13 protein-coding genes are annotated in these 15,628 nt (G+C 60.0%); 7 read left to right on the forward strand and 6 right to left on the reverse strand.

What is annotated here, in order from left to right:
- Positions 1–220 precede the first annotated feature (220 nt).
- A complete protein-coding gene (locus CQ009_RS11235) occupies positions 221–2,314 on the forward strand; it encodes a TonB-dependent siderophore receptor (protein ID WP_105706140.1) in 2,094 nt (697 codons plus the stop codon).
- 187 nt (positions 2,315–2,501) lie between these two features.
- Here the strand turns inward: CQ009_RS11235 and CQ009_RS11240 are convergent, their stop codons facing one another.
- From CQ009_RS11240 to CQ009_RS11250, 3 genes are all read right to left on the reverse strand, one after another.
- The gene (locus CQ009_RS11240) at positions 2,502–2,714 is read right to left on the reverse strand and encodes a hypothetical protein (protein ID WP_064388957.1); all 213 of its coding nucleotides are present in this window, start codon (positions 2,712–2,714) and stop codon (positions 2,502–2,504) included.
- A gap of 246 nt (positions 2,715–2,960) precedes the next feature.
- Positions 2,961–4,067 carry an agmatine deiminase gene (gene aguA / locus CQ009_RS11245; RefSeq protein WP_105706143.1) on the reverse strand — a complete coding sequence of 369 codons (1,107 nt, stop codon included), beginning with the start codon at positions 4,065–4,067 and terminating at the stop codon, positions 2,961–2,963.
- Between the two features lie 255 nt (positions 4,068–4,322).
- Entirely contained in the window at positions 4,323–7,235 is a 2,913-nt protein-coding gene (locus tag CQ009_RS11250) for an aminotransferase (protein ID WP_105706145.1), read from the reverse strand.
- Between the two features lie 168 nt (positions 7,236–7,403).
- Between CQ009_RS11250 and rfbC the strand changes: the two genes are divergently transcribed.
- From rfbC to CQ009_RS11270, 4 genes are read left to right on the forward strand one after another with little or no spacing between them, the layout of a single operon-like run.
- Positions 7,404–7,949: a dTDP-4-dehydrorhamnose 3,5-epimerase gene (gene rfbC, locus CQ009_RS11255; RefSeq protein ID WP_105706147.1), complete on the forward strand. Its 546-nt coding sequence runs from the start codon at positions 7,404–7,406 to the stop codon at positions 7,947–7,949.
- Positions 7,950–7,988: 39 nt separating this feature from the next.
- The gene (locus CQ009_RS11260; protein ID WP_105706149.1) at positions 7,989–9,797 is read left to right on the forward strand and encodes an ATP-binding protein; all 1,809 of its coding nucleotides are present in this window, start codon (positions 7,989–7,991) and stop codon (positions 9,795–9,797) included.
- A complete protein-coding gene (locus CQ009_RS11265; protein WP_105706152.1) occupies positions 9,794–11,179 on the forward strand; it encodes a sigma-54 dependent transcriptional regulator in 1,386 nt (461 codons plus the stop codon). The genes CQ009_RS11260 and CQ009_RS11265 overlap by 4 nt, the downstream gene beginning before the upstream one ends.
- Positions 11,176–11,631: a thioesterase domain-containing protein gene (locus tag CQ009_RS11270; protein ID WP_064388963.1), complete on the forward strand. Its 456-nt coding sequence runs from the start codon at positions 11,176–11,178 to the stop codon at positions 11,629–11,631. Before CQ009_RS11265 ends, CQ009_RS11270 begins: the two co-directional genes overlap by 4 nt.
- Before the next feature lie 204 nt (positions 11,632–11,835).
- Here CQ009_RS11270 and cysQ read toward each other — a convergent pair whose 3' ends face one another.
- Positions 11,836–12,663, reverse strand: coding sequence for a 3'(2'),5'-bisphosphate nucleotidase CysQ (cysQ, locus tag CQ009_RS11275; protein WP_105706186.1), 828 nt, complete (start codon positions 12,661–12,663; stop codon positions 11,836–11,838).
- 11 nt (positions 12,664–12,674) lie between these two features.
- Complete coding sequence (gene nudE, locus CQ009_RS11280) at positions 12,675–13,241, reverse strand: ADP compounds hydrolase NudE (protein WP_064388964.1); 567 nt, start codon at positions 13,239–13,241, stop codon at positions 12,675–12,677.
- 88 nt (positions 13,242–13,329) lie between these two features.
- Here nudE and yrfG point away from each other — a divergent pair, with 88 nt between their 5' ends.
- A complete protein-coding gene (gene yrfG / locus CQ009_RS11285; protein ID WP_105706154.1) occupies positions 13,330–13,992 on the forward strand; it encodes a GMP/IMP nucleotidase in 663 nt (220 codons plus the stop codon).
- Positions 13,993–14,086: 94 nt separating this feature from the next.
- Here the strand turns inward: yrfG and lysM are convergent, their stop codons facing one another.
- Positions 14,087–14,527, reverse strand: coding sequence for a peptidoglycan-binding protein LysM (gene lysM, locus CQ009_RS11290; protein ID WP_105706156.1), 441 nt, complete (start codon positions 14,525–14,527; stop codon positions 14,087–14,089).
- Between the two features lie 137 nt (positions 14,528–14,664).
- Between lysM and CQ009_RS11295 the strand changes: the two genes are divergently transcribed.
- Positions 14,665–15,552, forward strand: coding sequence for a LysR family transcriptional regulator (locus tag CQ009_RS11295; protein ID WP_105706158.1), 888 nt, complete (start codon positions 14,665–14,667; stop codon positions 15,550–15,552).
- The last annotated feature ends 76 nt before the right edge of the window (positions 15,553–15,628 follow it).

Below are 15,628 nucleotides of genomic sequence, written 5' to 3' on the forward strand. Positions count from 1 at the left end.
GCCGGCAGACTAAACCCCGAGGCATTGCGGAAAAACGCCAGAATGACTTTCAGTCTGTTGCTTGAACCGGTCGAATGCCCGACTACGCGATTTGTATCGATCTCGACATAAATTGAAACAATGAACCTGGGGAACTTCTCAAGAATAAATTACGGAAGCAAATGCAAAGCATTACCATTCGCGCGCTCGAATTCCCCTACCCTTTCGGATGCGCTTTTCAATGCCTGCCCCGTTCCGTCTTACGCCCGTCACTCTTGGGCTTTCTGCTTTTCTATCCAGCGGTTTTGCCTACTCCGCGACCGAACTTCCCGCCACTGCGATCAGCGCCGAAGCGCAAGCCGATGATCCACGCGTAAACGTCAGCAACACCGCGACCCGCACCTCGACCCCGGTGCGTTACGTGCCGCAAGCCATAGACTCGATCAAAACCTCGAACGTCGCCAGCTATGGCACCAACGATATCGGCGACGCTTTGAGCGGTATGCCCAACGTCAGCAGCAGCGCCGACACTCGCTTCGACAGCCTGCGCATCCGTGGCTTCGATGCGAGCAACGATTTCTATCTGGACGGTATCCGCGACGACAGCCAATACAAGCGCGACTTGCACAACATCGAACGCGTCGAAGTCCTCAAAGGCCCCGCAGCTGTCCTTTATGGCCGTGGCAGCCAGGGCGGGATCGTTAACCGCGTCAGCAAGATGCCGGAATTCGGCCGCCGCTCGACCATTGAGGCCCAAGGTGGCAGCGAAGATTTGCGCAGCCTTTACGCTGACCTAAGCACCGACCCGAGCGACAACCTCAGCCTGCGCCTGAACATGGGCAACATGGATGAAAACAGCTTTCGCGACGGCGTCAGTGGCAATCGCCAACTGTTCGCACCGTCGATGAGCTGGCAATTGACGCCGGATCTGAACTGGCTGGTGCAGTACGAATACAGCCGTTACAACCGCACCCCGGATCGCGGCATTCCCGGCGTCAACGGGCGTCCGGCGGATGTCGGTCGCGACACCACTTATGGCAACGACCACGACTTTATCGACGACAAGTCGCAGTCGCTGCGCTCGAAACTCACTTACGAAATCAACGACAACTGGCAACTGCGCCAGACCCTCGGTGTGTTCAAGCTCGACAGTGATTTCGATAACACTTACCTGACCGGTTTCGACAGCAAAACCAACAAGGTCGCACGTCAGCACTGGCAGCAGGATCTGACCACCCGCAACATTTACAACAACCTCGAACTGGAAGGCAGTTTCGATACGTTCGGTCTTGAGCATCGCCTGCTCACCGGCGTTGAAACCGGCAGCCAGCGTCGCGATCCGACCTTGTATAACGCCGCTACCGGCAGAACCCCTGGCGCACGTCCCGTGCCGTCGCTCGACCTCTACAGCCCCGACCGCAACCTGCGCCATACCGGCAGCATGCAAGTCTCCAGCAACAGCCACACGGAAGTCGAAAGCCGCGCGGTGTATGTGCAGGATCAACTGCGCCTGAACGATCAATGGCAATTGCTCGGCGGTCTGCGCTACGACACCTTCGATATCGAATCGACCAACAAGCTGCGCAACATCTCCGAAGACCGTGACAGCCATAGCACCAGCCCGCGTGTCGGTCTGGTCTGGACGCCACTGCAGAATCACTCGTTCTACGCCTCGTGGTCGAAAACCTTCTCACCCGTCGGCGGCGGTCTGATCGGCATCACTCCGGGTGCGGCCGGCAACAGCAACGACCTGAGCCCCGAGTTGACCAAGCAGAAAGAAATCGGCGTGAAGAGCGACTGGCTGGATGATCGCTTGAGCACCACGCTGGCGATCTATGACCTGGAACTCTACAACCGCCGCACCACCGATCCTAATGACCCGACCCTGACCGTATTGTCGGGCCTGCAACGCTCTCGCGGGATCGAGCTGACCGCGACCGGCAACATCGTCGGCAACTGGTACATGCGCGGTGGCATCGGCGTACAGGATGCAACCATTGAGAAGGACAACAACGGCCTGGAAGGCAAACGCATCAACAACGTCGCCAAACGCAACGGCAGCCTGTTCCTGACCTGGAAACCGGAAATGGGCTGGTACGGCGAAACCGGTCTGACCCTGGTCGGTCAGCGTTATGCCGACAATGCCAACACCACCGTGTTGCCAGGTTATGGCCGCTGGGATGCGCTGGTGGGATACCGCATGAAGGATTGGGATTTGCGTGCAGCGTTGAACAACATCACCGATCGCGAGTACTTCGCGTCGGCGACCAGCCAATATCAGATCCAGCCAGGCGCGCCGCGCAGCGTTGTGATGACCGGCACCTACAGTTTCTGATTTCACACAAATCCCTGTGGGAGCGAGCCTGCTCGCGAAATCGTCAGGTCAGTCGACATCGTCGTAACCTGATCCACCGCATTCGCGAGCAGGCTCGCTCCCACATTGAATGGGTGTTCACAAAACAGTCGTGCATAAAAAAGCGCCGCCATTCCGGCAGCGCTTTCATCAATCCCTGTTGTTGTTCTTATCCTTCCATCACAGCCCATAACGCTTCCAGTTCGGCCTCGCTGAACAGGTCAGCGGGGTAACGCTCGATCATCATCCGGCGCGGATCAGGTTCCCTGATCTGACGCGTTCCATTGGACTTCAACCAGTGCGCGACAATCTGGAGCGATTCGCCGTTAACGGCCATGGGATGCAACGTCCGCTCGCTGACTACGTTCACTTCGGCGTTCATTTCAGCGCTCTCTCCCCGTTCTTGAGCGGCTACGTTATCCAAGGTTTATGACAGAACTGTTGTAGTTCTTCCCCCTCCCTAGTGCACAGGTGATGAATACAAGAGCTATGCCAATATTTCTTAGTTGTCGACAAGCGGATACAAAGAAGCCCGCCGTCCTGTCGGACTGCGGGCCTCAGCTGATGCATAGCGAGCTAATCATTGCCTGGCTGATTTGTTAATCAACTCAAGCTGTTACAACTCAACTCACTCTTTGTGCGGCGCGGGTTGCTGCTGGGTAAGGCAGTGGATATTGCCGCCACCCAGTAACAGTTCGCGGCCCGGCACCATCACCACTTCGTGCTGTGGGAACAGTTGCTGCAGAATTTCCTTGGCCGGGGCGTCCATCGGATCGTCGAAGCTTGGCGCGATGATGCCGCCGTTGACGATCAGAAAGTTCACGTAGGAGCCGGCCAGACGCACGGACGGATTACGCTCCTGCGTGCCGTCGACCGGATCGACGCCGGCGCACTCTTCTTCGGTCGCGTACAGCGGCCCCGGAATCGGCATCTTGTGCACCGTGAACGGGCGCCCCTTGGCATCGGTGCTGCTTTGCAGCACGCTCATCGCGGCCTGGCAGCGTGGGTAGTTCGGATCCTGCGGGTCGTCGGTCCACGCCAGCAGCACTTCGCCCGGGCGTACGTAGCAGCAGAAGTTATCCACATGACCGTCGGTTTCGTCGTTGAATAAACCATCGGGCAGCCAGATGATTTTATCCACAGCCAGATTGGCGCTCAGTACCGCTTCGATTTCTTCGCGGCCCAGATGCGGGTTGCGATTGCGGTTGAGCAGGCATTCCTCGGTGGTGATCAGCGTGCCTTCGCCATCGACATGAATCGAACCGCCCTCAAGCACAAAACCTTCAGTGCGGTAACGCGGGCTGCGCTCGACCTCGAGGATCTTGCCGCCAACCTGCGAATCACGGTTCCACGGCGAATACAGACCGCCGTCAAAACCGCCCCAGGCATTGAAGTCCCAGTTCACACCGCGCACTTCACCGTTGTTGTTGATGACGAAAGTCGGGCCGCTGTCGCGTACCCAGGCGTCATCACTGGACATCTCGACCACGCGAATATTCGGCACGTCGAGGCGCGCGCGGGCGTTTTCGTATTGGCCGGCGGACACGGCCACGGTCACCGGTTCAAAACGCGCGATGGCTTTGGCCACGGCAGCGTGTGCGGCTTGCGCCGGTTTGCCGCCCAGACGCCAGTTGTCCGGGCGTTCAGGCCAGATCATCCAGGTTTGAGTCTGCGGCGCCCACTCGGCCGGCATGTAGAAACCGTCATCGCGTGGGGTACTTTTCAAAGTGGTCATGGGATCTGGACTCCTGGGAACCGTCGAAGGCTTTCAAAGCGATGGCGACTTTATAACCGATAAATATCGTATTTAAAATCGTAAAAAATGTATTCCGTCTAAAAAGACTTAATTTAACCCGATACAAATCGAACTATGCGCACAAATCCTGTGTGGGAGCGAGCTTGCTCGCGAAGGCGTCAGACCAACCGGCCTATCCTGGTCTGACACTCCGCTTTCGCGAGCAAGCTCGCTCCCACAGAAGATCCGGTGGATTTACAGGCCTTCTTCCAGCACTCGATCGAGCATATCGACAAAGAAATCCACGCTGCGCCGCGACGTCACCATCGGTGGCTTGATCTTCAGTATGTTCAGGTCATCGCCGGTCGGCTGCATGAAGATTCCCAGTTCACGCAGGCGATCACACAGCAGCGCGGTTTCCTCGCTCGCCGGTTCGAGTGTCTCGCGGTTGCGGATCAATTCCAGTCCCAGATAGAAGCCGGAACCATGCACCGCGCCCACCAGCGGATGTTTATCGATCAACGCTTCGAGCCGCACCTTGAAGTGGCCACCGACCACTTGCGCGTTCTCCCAGAGTTTTTCTTCCTCCATGACGTCGAGCACCGCCATGCCGATCTGGCAGCTCACCGGACTGCCGCCCGCCGAGGAGAAGAAGTAGCCTTCAGCCTCCAGCGCTTCGGCGATTTCCCGACGCGTGATCACCGCGCCAAGCGGTTGGCCGTTGCCCATGCCTTTGGCCATGGTGATGATGTCCGGCACCACGCCCTGGTCCTCGAATCCCCAGAAAAACCTGCCCATGCGCCCGTAGCCAACCTGCACTTCATCGGCAATGCACACGCCGCCCTGTGCACGCACCAGCGCGTAGACCTGTTTCAGATAATTCGGTGGCAGGGAAATACCACCGGCATTGCCGTACACCGGTTCACAGATGAAACCCGCCAGTTGGCGTTGCTGTTCGGCGATTTTTTGCAATTGATGTTCAACACTGCGCACGTAGCCAGGTGCGGAATCGAGGCCACGGAATTGACCGCGATAAATATTCGGCGCGGTCACTGGATGCACCCAGTCCGGGCGGCTTTCCAGCGCCTTCGGGTTATCGGCAATCGAGGTCGAGACGGCATCGGCGCCGACGGTCCAGCCGTGATAGGCCTCAAGCACGCTGACCACGTCGCGGCCACCGCTATAAGCCCAGGCCAAGCGGATCGCCAAGTCATTGGCCTCGCTGCCACTGTTGACAAGGAACACCCGATCCATGCCCTCCGGCGCCAGCTTCAGCAAGCGCTCGGAGAACTCGGCGACGGCGGCATAGTTGAACCGCGAGTTGGTGTTGAGCAACGACCATTGGCGGGCGGCGACGGCGGCCATGCGCGGGTGACCGTGACCGAGCACCGCGACATTGTTGAGCATGTCGAGGTAGGAACGGCCCTGCATGTCGATCAGGTGATTGCGCCAGCCACGTTCGATGCGCGGCGGATCGACGTAATAATGTTTTTGCGTGCGGGCGAAGCTGGCGTCGCGACGTTCCAGCAGGGCCTTCGCATCCAGTTCCGGTTCAGCATCACAGGCCAGCCCCAGCAGAGCTGCCGGAGAAGGACACAAGGCCTGCCACGCAGGCGCCCGGGACGGCGTGCAGAACAGCGGCGCATGCAATTGCGCGCCTCGGCTCAATTGCATGATCAGTGGTCCGCTGACTGCGCCCAGCACCTGACCTTTGACCAGCGCTGCGCCACTGTGCAGCGAAGGCGTCACGCCGCGCAGACAAACGCTCAGCTCAGGCCCATCCAGTTGCAACGCGCCGTCCGCCGCCAGATGCAGCACACCGGCAAACGGCGCCTCCACGGCGGTGCCGCCAGGCACGCGCAATTCGACATGCAGTGGAAAAGTCTCCGGCTCATCGGCGCAGTCGGGCCGGGTACGTGACAACCGATACTGACCATAGCGACTGGCCGCCAAACCATGTGCCGCTGCGGCTTCCGTCAACAGACGCTGATCAATGCCCTCCTGCTCCCAGTTGCCAGCCTCGAAATGCGGACTCAGTACGCCGAGATCGATCAGCGCGAACTCACGTCCGACCAGACTCGGTAACAGCGGCGCAAAACCTTCGCCATTGATCGCAGGCAAGGTCTGACCGACAGCAGTGAGAATTGCCGCTTCCATCAGCGCCATGGGCACCGACGCAGCGACGCGGAATATTTCCCACTCATGGCTGAGGTTGTCGCGGCTGTACGTATTGTTCGGGTCAATGCCGACCTGTTGCTCGCCACTGAGCACCAATACCGCGGCCCGTGCGACGATCAATGGCCATAGAGCCTGCAATTCTTCGTGTTGCAGAGGGTTGACCGCGTGATAAGCCTGCACCGCCGGCAGGATGACAAATGGATCGCCACCGGCATGATGCAGCAACGCCGCGCAGGTGACCGACAGATCGCTGATACGCCAGGTGCGCACCAGATCGCCGAAATCGATCACACCCTGCAGTTGCCAATGGCGTTGGGCATCACGTGCCCAAACGGCGTTGTCGTCGGTTATGTCCATGTGAATCGCCTGTACCGGCAGCTTGTCCAGCAATGGCCGCAAGCGACGCTCGGCCTGTTCGGCGCTATCGGCGATCAACGAGCGTTGCCGTTCGTCCTTGATCACCGGCAACAAATGGCTGATCAACGCACTGGCATGACGAGCATCCCACTGCAACGTGCGCTCAAGACCCGGATGATCGAAACCTGCCAGTGCCAGATCCATCTCGCCGCAAAGACGACCAAACCCGGCCACCACGTCCTGGCCCAGATGATCGAGATCGGTCAGCGGCTCGCCTTCGATGTAATCGAGCAGGCGTACGTGGACTGTTTCACCGCCCGCTTCCAGCGACAGCAGGTCCTGACCATTGTTGGCCGCAATCACCCCAGGCACGGGCACATCGGAGTGCTCAGCCAGATATCGGAGCCCGGCGTGTTGCGCTTGCAGTTCCACCAGGGCGTAATCGCCGCGGCAGATCTTCAGCACAAAGCGCCCGCGGGCAGTGTCGACGCGGTAATTGAGGTCCTGCTGGCTGCCAAGCGCCTGCAACGTGCCGCTGAGCCCGTAATGTTCTGCCAGCCATTGCAGCGCCTGCCCTGGGGAGACCTGCGGGCTGGGCAAACTGGCGCGATGAATCAACGTGGCGAGCGGCATGAAACGACCCCTGAAATTTTATTAGGCGCCTATATCGCCATTGCTTCAAAGGATGCGCAACCCCTAACCGTCTTCGCACGGGTTGCCGCTATTTACATTCGAACACTCGCGCCCTCCGGCACTTTGCGCAAGAATGTCGGCTATTCACACTTATCTCTGGAAATCCTCATGAATGTAATCACCACCGATCTGCCCGGTGTTCTGATCATTGAACCCAAGGTTTTTGGTGACGAGCGCGGTTTCTTCTACGAGAGTTTCAATGCCAAGGCGTTCCAGGACGCGACCGGCCTGGATACGCAGTTCGTGCAGGACAACCATTCGCGCTCGCAAAAAGGCGTATTGCGTGGCCTGCATTACCAACTCGAAAACACTCAGGGCAAACTGGTCCGCGTGACTGCCGGCGAAGTGCTCGATGTGGCCGTGGACATTCGTCGCAGCTCGCCGCATTTCGGCAAATGGGTGGCGGTGCGCCTGTCGGCGCAAAACCACCGTCAACTGTGGGTACCGGAAGGTTTCGCCCACGGTTTCGTGGTACTGAGCGAATTCGCTGAATTCCTCTACAAGACCACTGATTACTACACGCCGTCGGCCGAGCGTGCCATTCGCTGGGACGATCCGGATCTGGGTATCGACTGGCAACTGGACGACGAACCGAAGCTGTCCGCCAAAGATCAGGCTGCTGCGCTGTTCAAGGACGCTGACGTCTTCGCCTGAGCCTAGGCATAATGCGCCTGTCCCTACAGGCGCATGCTTATGAAACCATCCCTTCCTCGCAGGCCTCGCTGGCGCAGTCTCGCCCTGCTGGCCCTGTGTCTGGCGCCGCTGCTATGGCCGCTGGAACATCTGGCCGAGCGCTATTACCGCAGCGAACTGGCCGGGCAGAATCGCCAGACCCTCGACCTCTACGTTGCCAACCTGCTGGGCACCCTGCACCGCTACGAGGTGCTGCCACAGATCCTTGGCGACCTGCCGGCCCTGCGTGCAGTACTCGGCGCGCCAGACGACGGCGTCACCCAAGGCAACGCCAATCGCCTGCTGAAGAACATCGCCGCGCAGACCGGCGCCGAAGTCATGTACCTGATGGACACCAGCGGGCAAACGCTGGCCGCATCGAACTGGGACAAACACGACAGTTTCGTCGGCCGTAACTTCTCTTTCCGTCCGTACTTCAGTGAGGCCATGGCCGGACGCCTCGGGCGCTTTTTCGGGCTCGGCACCACATCGGCCAAACGCGGTTACTTCTTCGCCGCCGCCGTGCGCAATGGCGAAAAGATCATTGGCGTGCTGGTGATCAAGGTCGACCTCGACCACACCGAAAGCCTGTGGGGTAAAACGCCGGAACAACTGCTGGTGACCGACCACAACGGTGTGGTCATTCTCACCTCGCGCCCGGAATGGCGCTTTCGCTCGACCCGTGTGTTAAGCGCTAGCGAACGCTCGGCCATCACCGCGATCCAGCCTTATCCAACCCGCGAACCACGGCCACTGAACCTCAGCCCCACTGCGTGGCTGATCCAGACCCACGACATCGCCGAGACCGGTTGGAGCGTCAGCATCCTCGCCCCGCGCACTCTGATCGATCGCCCGGTGCGCACGGTGGTCGCCATTGGCGGCGCGGCGTTGCTGGTGGTGATGCTGTTACTCGGCCTGATGATGCAGCGCCGTCGCCATTATCTGGAACGCATCGCGTTTGAAGCCAAAGCGCGCCGCGAACTGGAAGGCCGGGTTGCCGAACGCACCAGCGATCTTGAAGGCCTCAACCGCCGCCTGAAACAGGAAGTGCTGGAGCGCGAGCAGGCTCAGCAAGAACTCGTCCGCGCTCAGGATGATCTGGTTCAGGCCGGCAAACTGTCGGCTCTGGGGACCATGTCCGCGAGCATCAGCCACGAACTCAATCAGCCGCTGGCCGCGATCCGCAGTTACGCCGAGAACGCCGAAGTATTGCTCGATCATCAGCGCACCGACGATGCGCGCGGCAATCTCAAGTTGATCAGCGAACTCACCGGGCGCATGGCCTCGATCATCGCGCACCTGCGTGCCTTCGCCCGCCGCGATCGCCACGCCCCGGAAAGCGTTGCCCTGCAACCGGCACTGGACGATGCCCTGGCGCTGCTGGCCAAACGTCGGCGCAGCATGGAAGTCGAGCTGATTCGCGACCTGCCTGCCGCCACGCTGTGGGTCGAAGCTGGCGAAACCCGCCTGCGCCAGGTGCTCGGCAATCTGCTGGCCAATGCCCTCGACGCGCTCACCGAGAAAGGCCCGCCGCGCAAACTCTGGCTGAGTGCCGAATCCACCACCGAGGGCGTCAATCTGTACATTCGCGATAACGGCCCGGGGTTCTGCATGGAAGCCCTCGGCCGCGCCAGCGAGCCCTTTTACACCACCAAGACGCGCACGCAAGGCCTTGGTCTGGGGCTGGCCATTTGTGAAACCCTGATGCGCGCCTTCGGGGGAGAACTGTCGTTCGCCAACCACAAGCAAGGCGGCGCCCTGATTACCCTGCGGCTGCGCGCCGGTGCTCCCGGGGTCAGTTTGCAACCGTCCGAGGATCGAAGTGCATGACCATCGACAATCGCATTCAGGTGGTGTTGATCGACGACGATCCGCATCTGCGTCAGGCCCTCGGCCAGACACTGGATCTGGCCGGCCTGAAAATATTGCCGCTCTCCGAGGCCAAGGGTCTGGCCGCACAACTTGAGCGTGAGTGGCCAGGTGTAGTGGTCAGCGACATCCGCATGCCGGGCATGGATGGCCTGGAGTTGCTGAGTGAGTTGCATGCCCAGGATCCCGAGTTACCGGTGCTGCTGATCACCGGCCACGGCGACGTGCCGCTGGCGGTGCAGGCCATGCGTGCCGGCGCTTATGACTTTCTCGAAAAACCCTTCGCCAGCGATGCACTGCTCGACAGCGTGCGTCGTGCGCTGGCCCTGCGTCGGTTGGTTTTGGATAACCGCAGCCTGCGTCTGGCCTTGAGTGACCGCAATGAACTGAGCGCGCGGCTGGTCGGCCATTCGACACCGATGCTGCGCCTGCGCGAACAGATCGGCGCGCTGGCCGCAACCAAGGCCGATGTGCTGATCCTGGGTGAGACCGGCGCAGGCAAAGAAGTGGTCGCCCGCGCGTTGCACGACTTATCCAGTCGCCGTAACGGTCCGTTTGTGGCGATCAACGCCGGTGCACTGGCCGAGTCAGTGGTGGAAAGCGAGCTGTTCGGCCACGAGCCCGGTGCGTTCACCGGCGCGCAGAAACGCCGGATCGGCAAATTCGAATTTGCCAATGGCGGCACATTGTTTCTCGATGAAATCGAAAGCATGAGCATGGACGTGCAGGTGAAATTGCTGCGCATGCTGCAGGAGCGCGTGGTCGAACGGCTGGGCGGCAATCAACTGATCCCGCTGGACATTCGTGTCATCGCCGCGACCAAGGAAGACCTGCGCCAGGCCGCCGACCAGGGGCGTTTCCGCGCCGACTTGTATTACCGTCTCAACGTCGCGCCACTGCGCATTCCGCCGCTGCGTGAACGCGGCGAAGATGCGCTGATGCTGTTCCAGCATTACGCCGACGAAGCCAGTGCCCGCCACGGTTTGCCGCCACACGAGCTGCAACCGGCACAACGCGCACTGCTGTTGCGCCACGCCTGGCCAGGCAATGTGCGCGAATTGCAAAACGCCGCCGAGCGCTTCGCTCTTGGCCTGGAATTGGCGCTGGATAACAGTGGCGTCGAAGGCAGCGGCGTCAGCTCCGTCGAGGTCATCAACGGCGGGCTCAGCGAGCAAGTCGAACATTTCGAAAAATCGCTGATCGCCGCAGAGCTGGCGCGCTCGCACAGCTCGGTGCGCAGCCTCGCCGAAGCCCTGGGCATCCCGCGCAAGACCCTGCACGACAAACTGCGCAAGCATGGCTTGAACTTCGGCGACAACAGCCATGGCGAGGAAAACGAATGAGCACTGACAGTCGCTATCTGGAGTCCGTCCTGCATCACGATATCCCCCTGACCCGAGACATGGGCCTCAAGGTGCTCGACTGGCGTGAGCAACAGCTAAGCCTGCACTTGCCGCTGGATCGCAACGTCAATCACAAGAGCACCATGTTCGGCGGCAGTCTTTACTGCGGCGCGGTGCTCGCTGGTTGGGGCTGGCTGCATTTGCGCCTGAAGGAAGAAGGGATCGAGGACGGGCACATCGTGATTCAGGAGGGCCAGATCAGTTACCCGCTGCCAGTTACTGGCGATGCCACAGCGATTTGCCCGGTGCCTGATGCGAAGGTCTGGAAGAAATTTCTGGCGATGTATCAGCGTTATGGACGGGCGCGATTGACGCTACACACGCACATCGTCAATCAGGGCAGCGAAGAAGACGCCGTGACATTTACCGGGCAATACGTTTTGCACCGTTGAAGATCAACCCCCCTCACCCTAGCCCTCTCCCCGAGGAAGAGGGAACTGATTGGGGGATGCTTCAGAAATGCATCGACCTGAAAGCGCTTTGCTGAATCCATAATCGACTCGATCTTTCAGGTCGATGCATGACGCAAGACAACTCGATCAGCGCCCTCTCCTGGGGGAGAGGGCTGGGGTGAGGGGGATTACGGATCAGCCCACTTAACCCCTAGCCAACTCCAACAATCTGGAACGCCAGGTCGCCTTCGCCGGCAGCGCCAAAAAGAACTCGTTCAACAGCGATTCCCGCGCTGGATAACAGAACGCTTCCCCGCGCAGATCCAGCACCTCACCACCCGCCCCTTCCAGCACACCCTGCGCCGCCGCCGTGTCCCACTGCGAAGTCGGCGCCAGTCGCGGATAGCAATCCGCCGCCCCCTCAGCCAACAGGCAAAACTTCAACGAACTGCCGATATTCGCCAATTGCAGTTCACCCAGACTCGCACTCAACCCGGCCAGCAAGCGCTCCTGTTCAGGACTGGAGTGGCGACGGCTGGCGACAACGGTGAACGTTTCGCCCGGCCCCGGTACATCACGCACCTGAATCGCAATCGGCGTGCCGCCCTGGTCGCAACGCCAGGCGCCGAGCCCGGCGCCTCCGACGTAGTAACGACCGTTGGTCGGCATCGACACCACACCGAACACCACCCGACCGTTTTCAATCAGCGCGATGTTAACCGTGAACTCTTCACTGCCGCTGATGAACTCCTTGGTGCCGTCCAGCGGGTCCACCAGCCACCAGCGCTGCCAACCGGCGCGTACGCTTTGCGCAATGTTGGCGTCCTCTTCGGACAACACTGGAATGCTCGGATCCAACGCCGTCAGCCCGGCGACGATCAGATGATGTGCAGCCAGATCCGCTGCCGTCACCGGCGAGTCATCGGACTTGGCCATCACTTCAACGCCCGCACGCCAGAACGGCAAAATGGCTTCGCCCGCCTGCAAGGCCAGCTCGACCACTGGCGCCATCAACGGATGGGGAAACTTCATCGACATCTCACTCATGACTGAAAGAATCCGCGTTGCGTCAGCAAGTCACGGGTCAGGTACAACGCCGCCAGCGCCCGCCCTTCGGAGAATTGCGGATTCTGCGCCAGCGCCGATAAATCACGCAGGTTGACCTTGTCGACCCGCATCGGCTCAGGCTCGTCACCCTCCAGCCGCTCTTCGTACAGATCGGTGGCCAGCACCACCTGGATCTTCTGGCTCATGTAACCGGGCGACAGCGACAGCTCGGTCAGATGCTCCAGTTGTCGGGCACCGAAACCGGCTTCTTCCTTGAGCTCACGCTCAGCCGCCGCCAATACATCCTCGCCCGGCTCGATCAAACCTTTGGGCAAGGACAATTCATATTGATCAGTGCCGCCGCAATATTCCTCGACCAGCACCGCGTGCTCGCTGTCCAGCATCGCCACAATCATCACCGCGCCATAGCCCGCACCTTTGCCGACCAAACGCTCGTATGTGCGCTCCACGCCATTGGAGAACCGCAGTTTGAGTTCTTCAACGCAGAACAGGCGACTGGTGGCGACGATCTCGCGGGCGAGTACGGTGGGTTTCTGGCGCATGCAAAGCTCCTTGGCGTGAACGCGCTACTATAACGCGGCTTTCCCGATTGTTTATGTCGGATATCTTTCTACTGTTCGAGACGTTGCCATGCCTTCATTACCGTGGTCCGCCATCGATACCGTTCTGCTCGACATGGACGGCACGCTGCTGGATCTGCACTTCGACAACCACTTCTGGCTGGAACACCTGCCCCAGCGCTACGCGGAACTGCACGGGGTCAGCCGAGCCATGGCGGAGATGGAATTGCAGCCGCTGTTTGAGCGCCACGCCGGCCAGTTGCAGTGGTACTGCCTGGATTTCTGGAGTGCCGAACTGAAGCTGTCGGTGCGCGAACTGAAACAGGAAACCGCCCATCTGATCGCCCTGCGACCGGATGCCGATACGTTTCTGGAGGCGATCAAACGGGCAGGAAAACGGGTGATCATGATCACCAATGCCCATCGTGATTCACTGTCGCTGAAACTTGAACGGATTGAACTGGCACCGTATTTCGAACGGCTGATCAGCTCGCACGATTATGGTTATCCCAAGGAGAACCCGCAGTTTTGGGATGCCTTGCAGGCGGACATCGGCTTTGATCCGGCGCGCAGTCTGTTCATCGACGATACCTTGCCGATTCTGCGCAGTGCGCGGGATTTTGGGGTCGCGCATTTGCTGGCGGTGAAAGAGCCGGACAGCCGCAAGGGGCCGAAGGACACGGCTGAGTTTGCGGCGGTTGAGGATTACCGCAGTTTGATTGCAGGGCTTTGATACCGAGTTGGCCCATTCGCGAGCAGGCTCGCTCCCACATTTGGAATGCGATCCAATGTGGGAGCGAGCCTGCTTCTAGTGGCGTTACGACGTGTTACTCAGGAATACGCAGCGTCTGCCCCGGATAGATCTTGTCCGGATGCGACAGCAGCGGCTTGTTGGCCTCGAAGATCTTGTTGTACTGGTTGGCGTTGCCATACACAGCGAGGGAAATCGCGCTGAGGGTGTCGCCTTTTTTCACCACGACAAATTTTGCTGCAGCCACCACCGGACCGGTCACGGTGATCTGATCATCCACGCTGCCAACCCCGGCAATATTGCCCACCGCCAGCAAAATCTTTTCTTTCTCTTCCTGACTCGCGACTTCACCGGTAACGGTCACTTTGTCGCCGTCTACCGTTGCCTGCACATTCGGATTGCCCAGGCCGACCTTGCTGATGTGTTCCTTCAACTGCTCACTGGCATTGGCGTTACCCGGGGTCAGCAGATCGAGCAGCTTTTCACCGGCTTCTTTTACAAAACTTAAAAGACTCATCGTGGTTCTCTCCATGGAATAAAGGGTCAGTCGTCCAAGCCTAGACCACCGCAGACAAACCCGGTTCAAAGCCGACCAATGACCCTGCCGGCACGGCCGAGTTAGAATCGCCCACCCCGCCAATACCCGGAGCGAAGATGGACATCAAGCAGCTGAAATTCCTCATCGCCCTCGACGAAACCCGCCACTTCGGCCAGGCCGCCGCGCGTTGCCACATCACCCAGCCAACCCTGTCGATGCGCCTGCGCAGCCTCGAAGAAGAACTCGACCTGCCGCTGGTCAACCGTGGCCAGCGCTTCGAAGGCTTCACCGCACCGGGCGAGCGGGTGCTGGCGTGGGCACGCTCGGTGATGGCGGCTTACGACGGGTTGCATGCAGAAGCGGCAGCCTGTCGCGGCAACCTGATCGGCACGCTGCGACTGGGCGTGGTACCACTGTCGAGTTTCGATCCACTGCCGTTGATGCAACGCCTGCACAGCGCCCACCCGAATTTGCGCTTTGAAATGTCGGCGCTGAGTTCCGAACAGATCCTCGAACATTTGGCGAACAACCGCATCGATCTCGGCGTGTCCTACCTGGATCGTCTGGATAACGAGCGCTTCGAATCCCTCGCCTTCAATGAAACCCGCATGGGCCTGCTCTACGACCAGCGCACTTTCACGTTTGGCGACACACCGTTGAGCTGGCAATCGCTGATCGAACTGCCGCTGGGCATGCTCACCAGCGGCATGCACTTTCGCCAGTCCATCGACCACAACTTCCACAGCCGCGGCCTGACCCCGCAACCCTTGCTGCAAACCGATGCCGTCCATCAATTGTTACAAGCCGTGCACGGCGGTTTTTGCTGCGCGATCATGCCGCTCGACGGTGGCCTGGAAAAGCTCACCGATCACCTGCGCCTGCAACCCATCGAAAACGCTCAAACCCTCGCCCCGCTGGGCCTGATCATGCGTCGCGGAGCGCCACGCTCGGCGCTGGCCGAGGCCTGTTTTGCGCTGTATCAGCAATCGCCAGGCGACGCTTGATCGACGGCATCTATCGATAGATCGACAGTAGCAATTAGACGCGACAAGTTGCCGCGCCTAGTCTTAACGTTGATCA

This window comes from Pseudomonas sp. MYb2 (genome assembly GCF_002979955.1).
Classification (GTDB): domain Bacteria; phylum Pseudomonadota; class Gammaproteobacteria; order Pseudomonadales; family Pseudomonadaceae; genus Aquipseudomonas.